The organism is Cryobacterium aureum (assembly GCF_002954245.1).
GTDB classification, from domain to species: domain Bacteria; phylum Actinomycetota; class Actinomycetes; order Actinomycetales; family Microbacteriaceae; genus Cryobacterium; species Cryobacterium aureum.
In genome coordinates this window covers 428,408-446,169 of record NZ_PPTG01000009.1, presented here as the reverse complement: position 1 = coordinate 446,169, position 17,762 = coordinate 428,408, and the positions used below count along the sequence as shown (strand labels likewise).

16 protein-coding genes and 2 pseudogenes are annotated in these 17,762 nt (G+C 63.4%); 13 read left to right on the top strand and 5 right to left on the bottom strand.

Going from position 1 to position 17,762, the window contains the following annotated elements:
• Window positions 1–40: 40 nt before the first annotated feature.
• Window positions 41–1,162: an LLM class flavin-dependent oxidoreductase gene (locus CJ028_RS05040; RefSeq protein WP_205683937.1), complete on the top strand. Its 1,122-nt coding sequence runs from the start codon at window positions 41–43 to the stop codon at window positions 1,160–1,162.
• A 62-nt stretch (window positions 1,163–1,224) separates the two neighbouring features.
• On the opposite strand, the gene CJ028_RS05035 is transcribed toward CJ028_RS05040, so the two are convergent.
• Window positions 1,225–2,415 (bottom strand): acetyl-CoA C-acyltransferase, encoded by a 1,191-nt coding sequence (locus CJ028_RS05035; protein WP_105034160.1) that lies wholly within the window; start codon window positions 2,413–2,415, stop codon window positions 1,225–1,227.
• A 144-nt stretch (window positions 2,416–2,559) separates the two neighbouring features.
• Here CJ028_RS05035 and CJ028_RS05030 point away from each other — a divergent pair, with 144 nt between their 5' ends.
• From CJ028_RS05030 to CJ028_RS04995, 8 genes are all read left to right on the top strand, one after another.
• Window positions 2,560–3,342, top strand: a complete 783-nt coding sequence (locus tag CJ028_RS05030) for an electron transfer flavoprotein subunit beta/FixA family protein (RefSeq protein WP_105034159.1) — start codon at window positions 2,560–2,562, stop codon at window positions 3,340–3,342.
• A gap of 15 nt (window positions 3,343–3,357) precedes the next feature.
• The gene (locus tag CJ028_RS05025; RefSeq protein WP_105034158.1) at window positions 3,358–4,332 is read left to right on the top strand and encodes an electron transfer flavoprotein subunit alpha/FixB family protein; all 975 of its coding nucleotides are present in this window, start codon (window positions 3,358–3,360) and stop codon (window positions 4,330–4,332) included.
• Between the two features lie 9 nt (window positions 4,333–4,341).
• Window positions 4,342–5,247, top strand: a complete 906-nt coding sequence (locus CJ028_RS05020) for a cytochrome b/b6 domain-containing protein (RefSeq protein WP_105034157.1) — start codon at window positions 4,342–4,344, stop codon at window positions 5,245–5,247.
• 132 nt (window positions 5,248–5,379) lie between these two features.
• Window positions 5,380–6,879 carry a CoA-acylating methylmalonate-semialdehyde dehydrogenase gene (locus CJ028_RS05015; RefSeq protein WP_105034236.1) on the top strand — a complete coding sequence of 500 codons (1,500 nt, stop codon included), beginning with the start codon at window positions 5,380–5,382 and terminating at the stop codon, window positions 6,877–6,879.
• 1 nt (window position 6,880) lies between these two features.
• The gene (locus CJ028_RS05010) at window positions 6,881–8,023 is read left to right on the top strand and encodes an acyl-CoA dehydrogenase family protein (RefSeq protein ID WP_105034156.1); all 1,143 of its coding nucleotides are present in this window, start codon (window positions 6,881–6,883) and stop codon (window positions 8,021–8,023) included.
• Window positions 8,020–9,126 (top strand): enoyl-CoA hydratase/isomerase family protein, encoded by a 1,107-nt coding sequence (locus CJ028_RS05005; protein ID WP_105034155.1) that lies wholly within the window; start codon window positions 8,020–8,022, stop codon window positions 9,124–9,126. The genes CJ028_RS05010 and CJ028_RS05005 overlap by 4 nt, the downstream gene beginning before the upstream one ends.
• 23 nt (window positions 9,127–9,149) lie before the next feature.
• A complete protein-coding gene (mmsB, locus tag CJ028_RS05000) occupies window positions 9,150–10,088 on the top strand; it encodes a 3-hydroxyisobutyrate dehydrogenase (protein ID WP_105034154.1) in 939 nt (312 codons plus the stop codon).
• Window positions 10,085–10,861 (top strand): enoyl-CoA hydratase, encoded by a 777-nt coding sequence (locus CJ028_RS04995; RefSeq protein ID WP_105034153.1) that lies wholly within the window; start codon window positions 10,085–10,087, stop codon window positions 10,859–10,861. Before mmsB ends, CJ028_RS04995 begins: the two co-directional genes overlap by 4 nt.
• Before the next feature lie 63 nt (window positions 10,862–10,924).
• Here CJ028_RS04995 and CJ028_RS04990 read toward each other — a convergent pair whose 3' ends face one another.
• Together CJ028_RS04990 and CJ028_RS04985 are read right to left on the bottom strand one after the other, a co-directional pair.
• Window positions 10,925–11,461: a MarR family winged helix-turn-helix transcriptional regulator gene (locus CJ028_RS04990; protein WP_240607093.1), complete on the bottom strand. Its 537-nt coding sequence runs from the start codon at window positions 11,459–11,461 to the stop codon at window positions 10,925–10,927.
• A gap of 72 nt (window positions 11,462–11,533) precedes the next feature.
• Complete coding sequence (locus tag CJ028_RS04985) at window positions 11,534–12,244, bottom strand: riboflavin kinase (RefSeq protein ID WP_105034152.1); 711 nt, start codon at window positions 12,242–12,244, stop codon at window positions 11,534–11,536.
• Between the two features lie 284 nt (window positions 12,245–12,528).
• Between CJ028_RS04985 and CJ028_RS04980 the strand changes: the two genes are divergently transcribed.
• Window positions 12,529–13,860, top strand: a complete 1,332-nt coding sequence (locus CJ028_RS04980; RefSeq protein ID WP_105034151.1) for an MFS transporter — start codon at window positions 12,529–12,531, stop codon at window positions 13,858–13,860.
• A gap of 130 nt (window positions 13,861–13,990) precedes the next feature.
• A complete protein-coding gene (locus CJ028_RS04975) occupies window positions 13,991–15,214 on the top strand; it encodes a flavin reductase (RefSeq protein WP_240607092.1) in 1,224 nt (407 codons plus the stop codon).
• Between the two features lie 159 nt (window positions 15,215–15,373).
• On the opposite strand, the gene CJ028_RS21320 is transcribed toward CJ028_RS04975, so the two are convergent.
• Window positions 15,374–15,724 (bottom strand): acyl-CoA-like ligand-binding transcription factor, encoded by a 351-nt coding sequence (locus CJ028_RS21320; protein ID WP_240607091.1) that lies wholly within the window; start codon window positions 15,722–15,724, stop codon window positions 15,374–15,376.
• A gap of 90 nt (window positions 15,725–15,814) precedes the next feature.
• Window positions 15,815–15,997: pseudogene (locus CJ028_RS21885) on the bottom strand (TetR/AcrR family transcriptional regulator); the annotation flags it as partial.
• Window positions 15,998–16,130: 133 nt separating this feature from the next.
• Here CJ028_RS21885 and CJ028_RS04965 point away from each other — a divergent pair.
• Together CJ028_RS04965 and CJ028_RS21145 are read left to right on the top strand one after the other, a co-directional pair.
• Complete coding sequence (locus CJ028_RS04965) at window positions 16,131–16,907, top strand: SDR family NAD(P)-dependent oxidoreductase (protein ID WP_105034148.1); 777 nt, start codon at window positions 16,131–16,133, stop codon at window positions 16,905–16,907.
• Window positions 16,908–16,992: 85 nt separating this feature from the next.
• A pseudogene (locus tag CJ028_RS21145) lies at window positions 16,993–17,714 on the top strand (SDR family oxidoreductase); the annotation flags it as partial.
• Window positions 17,715–17,762 lie beyond the last annotated feature (48 nt).

Sequence of the window (17,762 nt, the reverse complement as noted above, 5' to 3'; positions counted from 1 at the left end):
TGCACCAAACTACTTCAACGAAGAGGGCAGAAAAATGGCAATGGAAACTGGTTTGATCTTTCACCCGTACATGCGGCCGGAGCACACGGCTCGAGAGACGTTCGAGTGGGGCGTGCAGAGTGCGATCGCCGCCGACAAGGCGGGCCTGACGTCGATGATGATCTCCGAGCACGCCTCGCAGCAGTGGGAGAACATCCCTAACCCGGAACTCATCATCGCTGCGGCGGCGCTGCAGACGGAACACATCAGATTCGCGCCGATGGCGCACATCCTCCCGCATCAGCACCCGGCCAAGCTGGCCATTCAGATTGGCTGGCTGTCACAGATCCTGCAGGGCCGCTACTTCCTGGGAATCGGCGCGGGGGCCTATCCTCAGTCCTCCTTGATCCACGGGATCAAGAATGGTGCGGACACCGAATTCACCAACACGATGGTGCGTGAGTCGCTCGAGATCATGGAGAAAATCTGGAAGCGGGATCCGTTCTTCTTCGAGGGCAAGTTCTGGAATGCCGGCTACCCGGAGCAGACGGTTTCAGACGATCCAAACGATGAGCAGCACCTGCTCGCGGACTTCAGCCCCTGGGGCGGAGTCGCCCCGGAGATCGCCGTCACCGGATTCAGCGCGAAGTCTCCGTCGATGAAATTCGCCGGGGAGCGGGGATTCCGCCCGATCTCCATCTTCTCTGGGCTGGACGCGCTCAAGACTCACTGGGAGACCTACTCCACCGCAGCGCTCGCCAATGGGCACGTGCCCGACCGGGCCCGCTACCACGTGTCGCAGACCGTCTTCGTGGGCGACACCGACAAGGAAGCCAAGCGCGAGGTCATGGAGGGCCCTATCGGATACTGCTTCGAGCACTACCTGATCCCGATCTGGTTCCGCTTCGGCATGATGGACGGTTTCATCAAGGACGCCGGCGCCGAGCGAGGCGACGTCAACCTTGAGTGGATCGTTGACAACGTCTTCGTGGTCGGCTCGCCCGACACCGTTGTGGACAAGATCAGCACCCTCTTCGAGAAGAGTGGCGGCTGGGGAACGCTGCAGGTCGAATCCCACGACTACTACGACGACCCCGCTCCGTGGTTCCACTCGCTGGAGCTTTTGTCCAAGGAAGTGGCACCGCGCATCAAGCTTCCCGAGAAGGTCGGCGCTACCGCCTAGGCTCGCCCGTCCGCCAAAAAGAGTACACCGTCCGCGAGGGCGGTGTACTCTTTTGGTTTCCGTCAGTCGTTGCGGGGAACGCGAATGATGAGTGCGTCTCCCTGGCCGCCGCCCCCGCAGAGGGCGGCGGCGCCGATGCCGCCGCCGCGACGCTTCAGTTCGAGAGCCAGGGTCAGCACGAGGCGGGCACCACTCATCCCGACGGGATGGCCAAGGGCGATCGATCCTCCGTTGGGATTGACCCGGTCGATGTCGAGCCCCAGCTGCCGAGTCGATGCGAGCGCGACGCCGGCAAATGCCTCGTTGATTTCCACGACATCCAGGTCACCGATCGCGAGCGAACCCGAGCGACGCAGTGCGTCCCGAATCGCACCGGCGGGCTGCAGCAGCAGCGACGCATCGGGGCCGGCGACCGTACCGTAGCTGACGATCTCGGCCAGCCAGTCGAGCCCGCGACGGATTGCTTCGTCCTTGTCCATCACGACGAGGGCGGCGCCGCCGTCGGAGAGCTGAGCCGATGATCCGGCCGTGATCGTTCCGTCAACGGCGAACGCTGGGCGCAGGCCGCTGAGTTTCTCGGCAGTGGCACCCCCGCGCACTCCTTCATCGGTGTCGACGATGGTGTCGCCCGCGCGCGTCGTCACGGTCACGGGTGTGATCTCACCGGCGAAACGACCGGCCGCGATCGCTGCGGCAGCCTTTTGATGGGATGACGCGGAGAATTCGTCCTGTTCGGCGCGGCTGATGTTCAGGGGGGCCTGGTGCTGTTCAGTGGATGCCCCCATGCTCTGCTGTTCGATGCCACAGGTCAGCGCGTCCCGGTCGAGAGCGTCTTCAAGCGCGGTGGGGCCGTGTTTGAAGCCCTTGCGCGCGCCGCGAAGCAGGTAGGGAGCGTTGGTCATCGACTCGAATCCGCCGGCGACCACGATGGTGCTGTACCCGGTGCGAATGGCCTGGTCGGCCTGTGCGAGAGCGGTGAGGCCCGAAAGACAGAGTTTATTGACGGTTGTGGCCGGGACGGACAGCGGGATGCCCCCGCTGATTGCCGCAAGCCTGGCCGGGTTAGCGCCGACGCCGGCCTGCACCACGTTTCCCATGATGACCGCGTCAACCTCGGTAGCGGCGATCCCCGCCCGTTCCAGCGCTGACCGCACGGCAACGCCGCCGAGCTCCGCGGCGGTGAGCGAGCCGAGCGAGCCGAGCAGTTTTCCAATCGGTGTGCGGGCGCCGGCGACGATGACGGAATTCTTCATTTCTTGCTCCAAAGGTGAGAGGTGTCGTAGGTGGATTCTCTAAAAAATATATAACTAAGTCCTAGTAAATGCTAGACCTTCCTAGTATATTACTGAGGAAGCTGTACTTGCTGCCTGGCTCGCCTATATATAAGGAGTGAAAAAGTGAAGATCATTGTTCTCGTGAAGCAGGTGCCGGATACATATGGCGAGCGAACCCTGGACCCAACGACCGGCTGGATCGATCGTGCGGGCAGCGACGCCGTCATCGATGAGATCGACGAGCGCGCGCTCGAAGTGGCGCTGAGCTACAAAGACGCCCACAAGGGCACCGAAGTGGTCGTGCTGTCGATGGGGTCGAAAGCGGTCACGGTGGGCCTGCGTAAGGGGTTGGCCATGGGTGCCGACTCGGCCGTTCACGTTCTGGATGCCGCGCTTGAGGGTGCTGATGCCGGCTGGACCGCTGCCGCGATCGCGGCCGCGCTCACGAGCACCGGATTCGACCTGGTCATCGCGGGCAACGAGTCGACGGATGGCGGTGGCGGCGTTGTGCCCGCCATGGTGGCTGAACACCTGGGCCTTGCGCACATGACATTTCTGGAGTCCGTCGACATCTCCGCTGACCAGGTGGCCGGGGAGCGCGCGACCGGGCAGGGAACTCTGCGCGTGCACGCGTCCCTGCCGGCAGTCATCTCGATCACCGAGAACCTGCCGGAGGCCCGTTTTCCCAACTTCCGAGGCATCATGTCGGCCAAGAAGAAGCCTTTTCGGGTGGCATCGCTCGGCGACCTCGGCATCGACCCGGCCGTCACCTTCGCCGGTGTGGGGCGTTCTGTGGTGCTGCAGGCGACCAAGCGTCCGGCCCGCACCGCGGGCACAAAAATCGTTGATGAGGGAAACGCCGGCGTCGAGCTCGCGGATTTTCTCGTCGCTGGCCACCTGATTTAGGAAAAGGACTCGTCCATGTCGAACATTCTTGCGCTCATCGAAGTTTCCAGTAACGGCGACCTGAGGGACTCGACCTCATCGCTGCTCGCTGCCGCCGCCCGGATTGGCTCTCCGGTCGCCGTCGTGGTCACCACGCCGGGGGCGGGAAGCGCACTCGTCGAACGACTCGGTAATCTCGGAGCCGCTCAGGTGTTCCTGGCCGAGATCGACCAGGGGGGCACGCTGCTGGTCGCGCCGCAGGTCGACGCCCTGGCCGCGGCCGTGTCGACCCTGGCACCCGGAGCAATTCTGACGGTGAATTCGGTCGAAGGCCGTGACGTTGCCGCCCGCCTGGGGGTGCGAATTGGTGCCGGACTCGTGATCGATGCGGTCAACTTGCGCTCCGAGGGCCTGACCATCGTCGCCACTCACTCGGTGTTCGGCGGCGCGTACACGGTCGAATCCACCGTGCAGGGCGGGCCGATGATCGTGACCGTTCGCGAAGGTGTGATCGAAGGGGCAGCGGATGCCGCGGTGCCCGTCGTCACGACCGTGTCGCTGACGAGCGACGCCAGCAACTCGGCCGTGATCGATGAGGTCATTGACGTCGTCGTCGCGTCGACCCGGCCGGGGCTGCGCGGTGCGACCCGGGTCGTGTCCGGAGGCCGAGGGCTCGGCTCGCAGGAGAAGTTTTCACTCGTAGATCAGCTGGCGGATGCGCTCGGCGCCGCCGTAGGGGCCTCCCGTGCGGCGGTCGATGCCGGTTTCGTCGCGCAGGCGTGCCAGGTCGGTCAGACCGGTGTCACCGTCTCGCCGCAGCTCTACGTGGCACTCGGCATCTCGGGCGCCATTCAGCACCGCGCGGGAATGCAAACCGCCAAGACGATCGTGGCCATCAACAAAGACGCGGACGCCCCCATTTTCGACATCGCCGACTTCGGCATCGTCGGGGATGTCTTCACCGTGGTGCCGCAGCTCATCGCGGCGATCGAGTCCCGCGGCAAGAAGTAGGCCACGCCCATGCGCACGAGCAAGTGGTTCAAGCTGGTCTGGATCGTTCCGGCGGTGCTGGTCGGGCTAGCCGCCGTCGTTCTGGTTACGCAGGGGCTGCGGACCTTGCCGGGGGTCCAGTCGTTTCTGGCCGAGTATCCCGGTGAGGCAGCAGTGCCGGCCGGGGCTCCCGTCGGGTTTCCGGCCTGGCTCGCCTGGCAGCACTTTCTGAGCTCGTTCTTCCTGCTGCTGATCATTCGCAGCGGGTGGCAGGTGCGCACGACCACCCGGCCAACGGCGAACTGGACGCGTAACAACACGGGCCTGATGCGAACCAAGAATCCTCCGGCCAAGATCAGCCTGACCCTCTGGTTTCACCTCAGCCTCGACGCGCTCTGGGTGCTCAACGGGCTCGTCTTCTACGTGCTGATCTTCGCGACCGGCCAGTGGCTGCGCCTCGTGCCTATAAGTTGGGACGTATTTCCCAATGCGCTGTCCGCCGGCCTGCAGTATACCTCGCTGAACTGGCCCACCGAAAACGGGTGGATCAACTACAACAGCCTGCAGCTTCTGGCCTACTTCGTCACGGTGTTCATTGCGGCGCCGCTGGCCGTCATTACCGGGCTGCGGCTGTCCGGTGCCTGGCCCAAAAATGCGGTCGCGCTCAACCGGGCCTATCCGTTGGAACTGGCCAGGGCCATCCACTTTCCCGTGATGCTCTACTTCGTCTTCTTCATCGTCGTGCACGTGGCGCTGGTGTTCAGTACCGGCCTGTTGCGCAATCTGAACCACATGTACGGGGGAAGCGACAGCGAGAGCTGGGTCGGTTTCTGGATATTTGCCGTCTCGGTGATCGTCATGGTCGCTGCCTGGTTCGCCGCGCGGCCGCTCTTTCTGCGCTCCATCGCAGCCCTGACGGGATCCGTCACGCGCTGATTCCGCTGCCGACTACCATTTCATTTACTTGTGCTACCTAGTAAATACTTGTACTTCCTAGTATATTGTTCGTGAGCGAGTCACCATAGCGGTGACCGGAAAGCAGGAGATTCGATGGTTCAGGAATTGACGCTGGTTCGAGAATTGACCCACTTCGTCGGCGGAAAGCACATCGAGGGCACCTCCGGTCGCTTCGGCGATGTCTTTGACCCGAGCACGGGAGCCGTGCAGGGACGCGTGCCGCTGGCCTCCCAGGCCGAAGTTGAAGCCGTCATCGCCAATGCAGAAATTGCACAGGTCGAGTGGGCCGCCTGGAACCCCCAGCGCCGCGCCCGCGTGCTATTGCGCTTTCTCGCACTCGTTGAGCGCGACATGGACTCACTCGCCCGGCTGCTCTCCTCCGAGCACGGCAAGACCTTCGAGGATGCGAAGGGTGACATCCAGCGCGGAGTCGAGGTCGTCGAATTTGCTGTGGGCGCTCCGCACCTGCTGAAGGGCGACTACACGACCGGCGCGGGAACCGGAATCGACGTCTACTCGATGCGCCAGCCGCTCGGCGTCGTCGCCGGCATTACGCCCTTCAACTTTCCCGCGATGATTCCGCTGTGGAAGGCCGGCCCCGCCCTCGCGGCCGGTAACGCGTTCATCCTCAAGCCGTCGGAGCGTGACCCATCCGTTCCGCTGGCCCTCGGCGAGCTGTTCATCGAGGCCGGACTGCCCGAGGGGGTGTTCAACGTCGTCAACGGCGACAAGGAAGCCGTCGACACGCTGCTGAATGACGATCGAGTCAAGGCGATCGGCTTCGTGGGGTCGACCCCGATCGCCCAATACATCTACGAGACGGCCGCGGCCCAGGGCAAACGCGCCCAGTGCTTCGGTGGTGCCAAGAACCACATGATCATCATGCCGGACGCAGATCTGGATCAGGTCGCCGATGCCCTCATCGGTGCCGGATATGGTTCAGCGGGGGAGCGCTGCATGGCCATTTCCGTCGCGGTGCCCGTGGGAGAGGCCACGGCTGACGCGCTCGTGGCCAAACTCGTCGAGCGGGTCAGAAGCCTCAAGGTCGGCCCGGCCCTCGACCCAAACTCCGACTACGGCCCCCTCGTGTCGGAGGCCGCCGTGGCGAAGGTCTCCGAGTACATTCAGATCGGCATCGATGAGGGTGCCGAACTGCTCGCCGACGGGCGCGGTTTCGTCGTCGACGGCTTTGAGAACGGTTTCTATCTCGGCCCGACACTCTTCGACCACGTGACCCCGTCGATGAGGATCTACCTGGAAGAGGTCTTCGGCCCGGTGCTCATCGTCACCCGTGCCGAAGATTATGAGGCGGCCCTGCGTCTGCCGTCGGAGCACATGTACGGCAACGGGGTGTCCATCTTCACCCGCGATGGTGACACCGCCCGCGACTTCACGGCCCGCGTCAACACCGGCATGGTCGGAGTGAACGTTCCGATTCCGGTGCCCATCGCGTACCACAGCTTCGGGGGGTGGAAGAAGTCCGGCTTTGGCGATCTGAACCAGTTCGGTACCGATTCGTTCAAGTTCTATACGAAAACCAAGACGGTCACGTCGCGCTGGCCCTCCGGAATCAAAGAGGGCGCGAGCTTCGTCATGCCCCAGATGCACTGACATGTACGACCTTACTGAGGACCAAGAGGCACTCGTCGGCGCCGTACGGGATTTTGCCACCTCCGCGCTGGCCCCCCACGCGATCGAATGGGATCAGACCAAGCACTTTCCGGTGGACGTGTTGCGCGAGGCCGGTGAACTAGGTCTCGGCGGCATCTACGCGCAGGAAGACGTCGGCGGAGCCGGCCTGACCCGCAGCGACGCCGTGCTCATCTTCGAAGAGATTGCCAAGGGTGATACGGCTATTGCGGCGTACATCTCGATCCACAACATGGTGGTCTGGATGATCGACACCTACGGCAACGAGGAGCAGCGCCAGCAGTGGGTTCCCGCCCTCGCCTCGATGGAGCAGCTCGGCAGCTACTGCCTCACCGAGCCGGAGGCCGGATCCGACGCGTCCGCGCTGACGACATCCGCTGTGCGCGACGGCGACGAGTACGTCATCAACGGGGTGAAGCAGTTCATTTCGGGTGCCGGCTCCTCAAGCGTGTACATCGTGATGACACGCACCGGCGGGCCGGGACCGAAGGGCATCAGCGCCATCGTCGTGCCCGACGGCACTCCGGGGCTCTCGTTTGGCCCCAATGAGAAAAAGATGGGCTGGAACGCACAGCCCACCCGCCAGGTGGTGTTCGACAACGTGCGCGTTCCGGTCGCCAACCTGCTCGGCGAGGAGGGAACCGGCTTTCACATCGCCATGAAGGGTCTCAACGGTGGCCGCGTCAATATGGGAGCGTGTTCCCTCGGTGGCGCCCAGTGGGCCCTCGATCAGGCCGTGCGGTATCTCAAAGAGCGCAGGGCCTTCGGCAAACTGCTGGTGGAACAGCAATCGCTGTTGTTCACGCTCGCCGACATGGAGACCGAGCTGCAGGCCGCACGGGGGCTGCTGCGACGCGCCGCCTGGGCCCTCGACACGAACGCCCCCGACGTCGTCTCGCTGTGCGCGATGGCCAAGCGCTTTGCCACGGATGTCAGTTTCACCGCGGCCAACGCCGCGCTGCAACTGCACGGCGGCTACGGGTATCTGGCGGACTACGGCATCGAAAAGGTCGTGCGCGATCTGCGGGTGCACCAGATTCTCGAGGGGTCAAACGAGATCATGCGTCTCATCGTTGGCCGTGCCCTCGTGGATGACGCGGCATGACCGCGCTGGCGCCGGCGGAGCCCGAGGGACACTTCGTGCCAGAGGTGCTTTTCGCCCGCATCGGGCAGGTCGGCCACATCACCCTGAACCGGCCGAGAGCGATCAACGCGCTCACCCACGGCATGGTGACCGCCATCCAGTCGATGCTCGACGACTGGGCCGACGACCCCCAGGTGCGTACCGTGCTGCTGACCGGAAGCGGCGACCGTGGGCTCTGCGCGGGCGGGGACATCCTCTCGCTCTACCGTGACGCCACCACCGGTGACGGCTCGGCCGCTGCTGCCTTCTTTCAGGATGAGTACCGCCTCAACGCCAACATCTCGAGGTATGCGAAGCCCTTTGTAGCGATCATGGACGGACTCGTGCTCGGCGGCGGCATCGGGCTGTCCGCGCACGGTTCGCATCGGGTCGTGACCGAGCACTCGTCGCTCGGAATGCCCGAAACCGGAATCGGTTTCGTGCCGGACGTCGGCGGAACCTGGCTGCTCTCCCATGCGCCGGGCGAGCTGGGCACATTTCTCGCGCTGACGGCCGGTTTTGTGCGGGCGGCAGATGCGATCACGCTCGGTCTGGCCGATTCATTCATCACGTCCGATCGGATTGCGCAGTTCATTGCGCTTCTGGCAACGACGGATGCCGCCCCCGCGATCGCAGCGCTCGCCCAGGCCGCACCCGCCCCGCCGCTCAGGGCTCAGCGGCCTTGGATCGACCACGCCTTCGAGGCCGACAGCGTTGCGGCCATCATCGACCGATTGAACACCCTCGCTACCGACGAGGCGCGGGCAGCGGCGGAGGCGATGGGCGCAAAGTCGCCAACGGCGTTGGCGGTCACGCTCGCTGCGCTGCGCAGCGCCGCGCACCTGCCGAGCCTTGAAGCCGCCCTCGAGCAGGAGTTTCGAGTCTCGGTGCGGGCCCATCGCTCGCACGATTTCTCTGAGGGAGTACGTGCTCAGGTGGTCGACAAGGACCGCCAACCGCGGTGGTCACCACCGACGCTTGACGGCGTGATGCCTGCCACGATCGCTGGCTATTTCTCGCCGCTCGAACAGGGCGAGCCGCACCTCACATTTTCTGATCACGTACCGGGCCCGTCAGTCTTCTGACGGCGCCGAAGAAAAGGACGACGATGAACACCTCCATTGCATTTCTCGGCCTCGGGCACATGGGCTCCCCGATGGCACTCAACCTCGTCACGGCGGGTTACACCGTGACGGGATTTGACCTCAGCCCGGCCGCCGTCGACGCAGCGCGGGCGAGCGGGCTGACCGTGGCCGAGACCGCGGCAGAGGCCGTGACCGGCGCGGATATTGTCATCACCATGTTCCCGGCCGGGCGCCACGTGATCGACGCCTACCGGGGCAGCGCAGAGAACCCTGGCTTTCTGACGATCGCCAAGCCGGGCACCCTCTTCATCGACTCGTCGACGATTGCCGTCGACGACGCCAAGGTCGCCCACGATATGGCTGTCGAAGCCGGTCATCGAAACATCGATGCTCCAGTCTCGGGCGGTGTCGTCGGCGCGACCGCCGGTACCCTCGCGTTCATGGTGGGCGCGCTGGAGGCGGATTTCGCCCTCGCTGAGCCCGTTCTCGCCGCAATGGGTGCCCGCATCGTGCACTGTGGGGCGCCGAGCGCCGGCCAGGCCGCCAAGATCTGCAACAACATGATCCTGGGTGTCTCGATGATCGCCGTCAGCGAGGCCTTCGTGCTCGGGGAGAAGCTGGGCCTGACCCACCAAGCCCTCTTCGACGTCGCGTCGACGGCATCCGGTCAGTGTTGGGCGCTGACCACCAACTGCCCCGTTCCCGGCCCGGTGCCCGCCAGCCCGGCAAACCGTGACTACCAGCCCGGGTTCGCCGGGGCGCTGATGGCCAAAGACCTCGGGCTGGCCCTGGACGCGCTCGAATCGACCGGTGTCGCGGCCGAACTCGGCCCGATCGCGGCCGAGATCTACCGCCGTTTCGCCGATGAGAACGGTGGAGGACAGGACTTTTCGGCGATCATCAAGGACATCCGCCTGCACAGCGATACCAAACCACGTAGCGACGCAAAGGACGCATCATGACCGAGTACGACAACATCCTGGTGGAGCGACGCGGACGCGTCGGCATCATCACGCTCAACCGCCCGAAGGCGCTCAATGCGCTCAACGAGGCCCTCATGCACGAGGTGGTGCAGGTGGCCAAGGCATTCGATGCCGACATGGACATCGGAGCCATCGTGCTCACGGGTTCTGAACGCGCCTTCGCGGCCGGCGCTGACATCACTGAAATGTCGAGCAAGAGCTACCAGGACGCCTACGTTGGCAACATGTTTGCCGGCTGGGACGGCTTCACCTCTGTGCGCACGCCCACGATCGCTGCGGTGTCAGGGTACGCCCTCGGCGGTGGCTGCGAGCTCGCCATGATGTGCGACTTCATCCTGGCGAGCGATACGGCGAAATTCGGCCAGCCCGAGATCAACCTCGGAGTCATTCCCGGTATGGGCGGAACGCAGCGCCTCACCCGGGCGATCGGTAAGGCCAAGGCCATGGAGCTGATTCTGACCGGGCGCATCATGGGCGCCGAGGAGGCCGAGCGCGCCGGGCTGGTCGCTCGCATCGTTCCAGCCGCAGACCTGCTCGACGACGCCATCGCCACCGCGACTCTGATCGCTGGCAAGTCACTCCCCGTCGCGTACGCCGCAAAGGAATCGGTGAATGTCGCCTTCGAGTCAACGCTTGCCGAGGGGGTGCGCTTCGAGCGGCGGGCGATCCACGCCACGTTTGGACTGAGCGATCAGACCGAGGGCATGGCAGCGTTCGTCGAGAAGCGGGAGCCCGTTTTCAGCCACAGCTAACCCTGTGCGTGGTGTCGCACGGCCCTTCAAGGTGCGCGCGGCACCGCGCGGTGGCGCGGTGCCTTACAACGGTTCGGGTTGTACCTGCGGGTCCAGGAAGTCGCCCGCGCTCCGTCGAAAGCGGGCGAGGATGCGGATGAGATTCGTCATGTCGTCCTGCTCCAGACCCAGCTCGGTGAAGACCTCACCGTTGAGGCGGGCGGTCGTCTCGGCAACCAGCTTGCGGCCGGCGTCTTGCAGCACGATCAGGGTGGCCCGGCCATCCGTCGGATGCGCTGTGCGACACACCAGACCGTCGCGTTCCAGCCGGTCGACCGTGTTGGTCACACTCGTGGGGTGAACCTGCAGTCGCGCACTTGCGCTGGCCATCGGCAGCGCTCCGTCGCGGGTGAAGCTCAGAAGGGCCAGCATCTCGTACCGCGCGAATGACAGTCGGTAGGCTTTGAGCGTGGCCTCGACGCGAGCGAGCATGAGTTGCTGAACGCGCATGATCGAGGTCAGTGCTGCCATGCCGTCTGCGGCGTCTGCCCACCCGTGCTCCGCCCACTGGCGACGCGCCTCCGCAATCGGATCGATCGTGAGTGGGGTCGAACTTGACACAGTGCGTCCTTTGATTGAGTTCTTCAAAGATACACGCTCGCTCTTAGCCAGACGGGCTGGGAGATCGTCAGATCAGCTGGGCGCCTCCGAGTCGGATCCGACCGCGAGCAAGGCCTGGCAGTCCGAGTAGGCCCACATCAAATAGTTCAGTGGGATGCCGGACAGCTCCGCTATCCGGTCGTGCGTCACCTCATCCGGCGCCAATACGGCGACCGCATCGCGAACCCGGTTCTCGCGATTCATTCGTCGGCGTTCCTGCACGTGTGCGTAGGAGGCCGGACTTGGGTTCTTGCGGCTGGTCGGCCCGAACCGCCCGCGGCGCACGTCGCCGGGTTGGTAGCTGTTTCCTGCCCAGGCACGGGTCGCGGCGACATCGTCGCGCAGCTGCTGCACGAGTTCCTCTGAATTCGCGAACCGTCGTTGCGGGCGGATGCGCTGCCGGAGGGAGACGATTAGATGCCTCTCATAGAGGTTCCCGGTGAAGTCCAGCAGGAAAGCCTCGAGTAAACGGATGCCCGCACCACCGTAATACGTGGGTCTGCGACCGATCGAGATGGCGGCAGGGTGGCTTTCCAACACCCCGTCAGAGTCGGTCCAGGTCGCCACACCGGCCCAGACGCCATCCGCGAGGCCGAGCTGATCAAGGGCCAGATTGGCCGTGGGAAAGCCGAGGGTGCGTCCACGCTCATCGCCGTGGATGACCCTGCCTTCGACGGTCCAAGTTCTGGCAGGCTCGCGAGAGTCCGTGTGCGGGAGTCGAATTATCGAGGAAGAAATCGTCATTGAGTGCGCCCTCCGGAGACTGTTTTTTCTCGTGCCGTGTCGCCTACGAGTCGTGTTGCTGTGAAGTCTAGGTTCGATCAGTCGGGTCGTCAACTGCAACGTTGACTAATTTCACGGACGAGGGGTGCTTTGAATTTTCCCATTTTCTACACAAGCGTTGACGACATCCGTTCTTCGTGCAACCCTAGAGCGAAGGTGAGGGCTTCTCCCCGCCGACAGCCACCCGACGATGACGTCGCCTCCCATGGCCACGCTTCCGTCTCACGATCGAGAGAGAGTGCTCCATGGCACAAGAATCTGCAGTGCTGTCGCCGACAGTACGGGTCATTGACCTCAAGGCGTCTCGCAGAGCATTGATCGCTGGATCCCTCGGCAACGTGATCGAGTGGTACGAGTACGCGATCTACGGCTTTATGGCCCCGATCATCGCTCCACTCTTCTTTCCGAGTGCCGATCCCACGGCAAGCATCCTCTTGACCTTCATGGTCTTCGCGCTAGCCTTCTTCCTGCGCCCGATCGGTGCGGTCATCTTCGGTCGGCTGACCGACTCGCGCGGCCGCCGCCCGGTCCTGGTCGCCATTATCCTCATCATGTCCATTGCCACCACGGCCATCGGCCTGCTTCCCACAGTTTCGGAAATTGGCATGTGGGCAACGGTAATCCTCGTGCTCTGCCGGATCGCCCAGGGCCTGTCGGGCGGAGGCGAAATGGGTGGAGCCGTGTCGCTCATGATCGAGAACGCCCCCGAGGGAAAACGCGGACTGTATGGGTCCTGGAGCTTCTTCGGTACGTCCATCGGCTACGTTCTCGGTGGCGGCGTGGCGACGTTTCTGGCAGTCACGCTGTCCGCGGAGGATCTGGCCGACTGGGGCTGGCGCATCGGGTTTCTGCTGGCCGCACCGATGGGCATCTCCGCCCTGATCATCCGCCTCAAGGTCGACGAGACCCCCCACTTCAAAGAGGTTCTGGCCCGGCGTGCGGCTGGTGAAACGACCGCGCTGGCGCCGTCTCGCATCCGCTACACCCCCTCGTATCTCATGATCACCGTTGCCGTGCTCGTGGTCTACAACGCACTGGGGAATACTTTCCAGGTGGGCATGCCCACATTTCTCTCCTCGGGTTATGGGATGTCGTTCGTGGAGGCCTATGGGTTGTCACTGGTCACCGGCCTAGTTGGCGCCTGCTCCATGCCCATTTTCGGTGCTCTGTCGGACCGGGTTGGTCGCGCCCCAGTGCTGCTCTTCGGCACAGTGGCCACGCTGGTGCTCTCATACCCCCTGTATCTGCTCATTGGGCTCGGGTTCGTCGGTGGTCTGTTCAGTCTGTTCGTGGCCGGCCTGCTCATCGGCATCATCGGCGGCCCCATGCCGGCCTTTCTGTCGGAGCGTTTTCCCACGCGAGATCGTGCGACAGGCGTTGCCGTGGTCTATGCGGTGGCGGTGGCAATCTTCGGCGGCTCAGCGCCGTACATCATCACCTACATCCTGCTGGTCACCCAGAATCCGCTCGCGGCATCCTTCTACACAATCTTTGTGGCCGCCATCAGTTTGGTCGGACTCATCGCGCTGAAGAGAAGTCAGCATCAGCACGAGCACCTCAAGCCCCTGGAGGATTGATTGACATGACTTCAGTACGACTCCTCCCTGCGTCACCCTTGCTGATTTTCAACGAGAACGTTGACAGGTTGGGCGAGAGAACTTACGCTGACGAGTGTGGCGATATTGCCACCACGATGAGCACGAAGAGGTGATCACGGTGACATCTGCAATTACAGACCAGCCAATGGACGCGCGGCATTTCAGAACCGTGCTCGGCCACTTTCCAACGGGGGTGGTGGCGGTGACTTCACTGAATAGCGACGGGCATCCCGTCGGGATGACCGTGGGATCCTTCACGTCGGTGTCGTTGGACCCGCCTTTGGTGGCCTTTCTGCCCGATAAGCGTTCATCGACCTTTCCCGTGATCCGCGAATCGGGACGCTTTTGCGTCAATATTCTGAGCGCCGCCCAGGAGGGCGTCTGTAGACAGTTGGCTCGTAAACAGGACGAGAAATTCACCTCGATTGACTGGTCGATGTCGCCTGCGATGACACCACGCATTGCGGACAGCATTGGTTGGATCGAGTGTGAGATCGACTCGGTGATCGATGCCGGTGACCATGACGTGGTGATCGGCAAGGTGCTGGCACTGGACGTGCATGTTCTGCACTCGCCCCTGATCTTCTTCCAGGGTGGATATGGCCGATTCGCGTCGACGTCGCTGACCGCTCCCGCCGAGGCCGATCTATTTCATCCGCTGCGAATTGTTGACCAGGCGCGCACAGAAATGGGTGCTGCGGCCAACGAGCTCAACGCCGAAATCTGCGCATCAATTGTGATCGGGGACCAGCTTGTCCTGATCGGAAGCAGTGTTGCGAACAGTCTGGGTACGGCTCCGCACATTCGCCTCGGCCAGCGGATGCCGTTCGCTCCGCCTCTGGCCCTGCCGCTCATCGCGTGGAAGGATGATGCGGCCATTGATACTTGGGTGGCCTCTGCCGGGCCAGGTATCGATAGCACCCTGGTGCGAAACGCCGTGGACCGGGTGCGTTCTCGAGGCTGGTCCCTAGTGCTCAGGAGCGACGAACAGGTGCGGTTCGAGCGCGCTGTGGCGGCCCTGCCCCTCCGCAATGCGACTAGGGAGCAAACGGATGAATTGATGGCCGCGGCCGGGAGCTTGGTTCTCGACGGATACGAGCCGGCCGAACTCGAGGGAAACCAGCAGTACCACGTGCGTGTCATCAGTGCGCCGGTGTTCGACGAGGCGGGCGACGTCGTGTTGCTTCTCAGCGTTTACCAGCTTCCTCGCCTGCTGAGCGGCGATGACGTAAAGCGTTACCTCGACCGGTTGATGCATGCAGCGGCGCAAGTGACGGCGACAATCGGTGGTACAGCTCCCGCGACTATAGAAAGCAAGGTAGTCGCGGCCTGAACTCCTGACCGCTCGATTTTCGACAGTGTTCTGGGGCACCCCCGCACGATACTGTCGCTAGATCGTGCGTCAGGCAGGTTGCAGAGCATCAGCACTCCTTTGCTGATGGTCTGCAACCTAAACAAACGGCGCTCATGGTGCGAATACCTCCAGGATTCTCTATTCGTCAATCCAGGACTGCATGACTCGACAGAGGGGCATGAGGTCGTCGTCGAGCTCGGACATGAGATCGATCGTCGGATTCGCGTGCGTCAGCCAGCGCCTTAACACTGTCAGGAAGGCGCCCTGCACGGCTCCACCGATACTCTGCGGCAGCACATCGCCCACGTCTCGCCCGGTCGATTGGGCAACGTACTCGGCAACCGCCGCGCCCCAGCTGATCCAATGCGCTGAGACCTCGGAACGTAGTTCGGGGGAGGAGTCCAGAATCTGGAACCGGCGCGTCCACAGTCCCTCAACGTCGACGGAATCCCGCAGGTTGTCCACGACGTGGTGCCTGACGACGTCCATTACCGGCCGAAGGTCAGCGTGCGAGGATTCAAAACGCCGCCGAAGGCGTGCCGTGTGCTCATCGAAAGCGGACCAGATGATCTCGGATTTCGAGGAGTAGTAGCGAAAAAAGCTGGTACGGCTGACCCCGCTCGCCGCTGAAATCATCTCAATCGTCGTCTCGGCAAACCCGTGTTCATGAAACAGCTGGACGGCGTGATTTTCGATGGCGGAACGCGATAACACTGCCGGCCGACCGGGTAAACGCCGCTTGATATCTCTCGTGTCGTGCATGTCCCCAACTCTGCCATGCCGGCACTCAGCCTAGTTCCGGTACTAGGTGCCATAATTGGAAGCGGGCGGCTGAAGCGCCTCAGTCCATGCTCGGTTTCGAGCGGGGCGGTTCCATCAATGGAGAGCAAGGACCATGAAACTCACCAACAAACGCATCATCGTGACCGGCGGAGCCCAGGGAATCGGCGGTGCGACCGTGGCCGCTTACGCTGCGGCTGGTGCGATCGTCACCAGCTTCGACCTCAACGAGGAGGCCGGCCAGGCAGTCGCCGCGACTGCCACCGCCGCGGGTCCGGGACGAGTCACCTTTGCCCGCCTCGACATCAGTGATCGGGCATCCGTTGACGCAGCCTTCGACGCCGCAGCGGCCGACATGGGCGGTCTCGACGTGCTCGTGAACGTCGCTGGTATCCAGCGTTTCCAGGACGCCCACGATGTTGACACCGCATTTCTCGAGCTCATCTTTCGTATTAACGTCTTCGGCACCATGTACACCAATGGCGCGGCCTATCGCATGATGAAGCCCGCCGGTGGCGGCGCCATCGTGAACTTCGGCTCCGAGGCCGGCCTGACCGCAGAACCCAACAACGCCGTCTATGGGGCGACCAAGGGCGCCATCCACACTTGGACACGCAGCGTCGCACGCGAGTGGGGACCGGCGGGCGTTCGCGTCAATTCGGTCATGCCCTACATGGTGACCCCGATGTACCAGGCCTTCCGCGATGCGATGACCACGGAAGCCCTCGCCGCCCACGACGCCGAAACGGCAGTGCAGATTCCATTGACCGGTAAATTTGGCGACGCGACCAAGGATCTCGCCCCGGTCATGGTCTTTCTCGCCAGCGACGATTCCCACTTCATCACCGGCCAGATGCTGCCCGTTGACGGCGGCCTCGTTAGCGTCCGCTGACCCGCTCCACCGCAACCTCAAAGGAAGAAGACTCATGAAGCTCGAGAACAAGAGAATCATTGTGACCGGTGGCGCCCAGGGCATCGGTGAGGCGATTGTGCGTGCCATTGCGCGCGAGGGTGCGCAAGTGCACTCGTTCGATTTGAACGCCGAAGCGGGCATCCGCGTTGCCGCCGCGGCCACCGCGACCGGCCCCGGCAGCGTCACCTTCCGGGCCGCTGACATCTCAGACAAGGGGGATGTCGATGCCGCCTTCGAGGAAGCGGTGGCAGATCTCGGCGGCTCGACGTACTCGTGCACGTTGCCGGGCTGCAGCGCAGTGCCGCCGCCGTGGACATCACTCCCAAGCTCTGGGACACGATTTACCGTGTCAACGTCTTGGGCACCATGCTCACCAACCAGGCCGCATACCGGGCGATGAAGCCGGCCGCAACTGGTGCGATCGTGAACTTCGGTTCGATGTCGGGCTTTACCGGGGAGTTGACCAATGCCACCTATGGTTCGTCAAAGGCCGCCGTGCACACATGGACTCGCACCGTCGCGAGGGAATGGGGACCCGACGGCATCCGCGTCAATGCCGTCCTGCCGTACGTCAATACGCCCATGTTCGACAAATACCGTAGCTCGTTGAATTCGGACGAGCTCGCAGCCTATGACGAGCAGATCCGACAGTCAATCCCGTTGGGTGGAAAATTTGGCAACGCCGACACGGACCTTGCTCCGGTGCTGGTGTTTCTCGCCAGCGATGCGTCCCATTTCATCACCGGACAGCTCCTGCCGGTTGACGGAGGCTTCGCGTCCGTGCGCTAAGACTCTGAGTCACCCGGGCAAAGGGGCGCTGTGTTACTTCGGGCG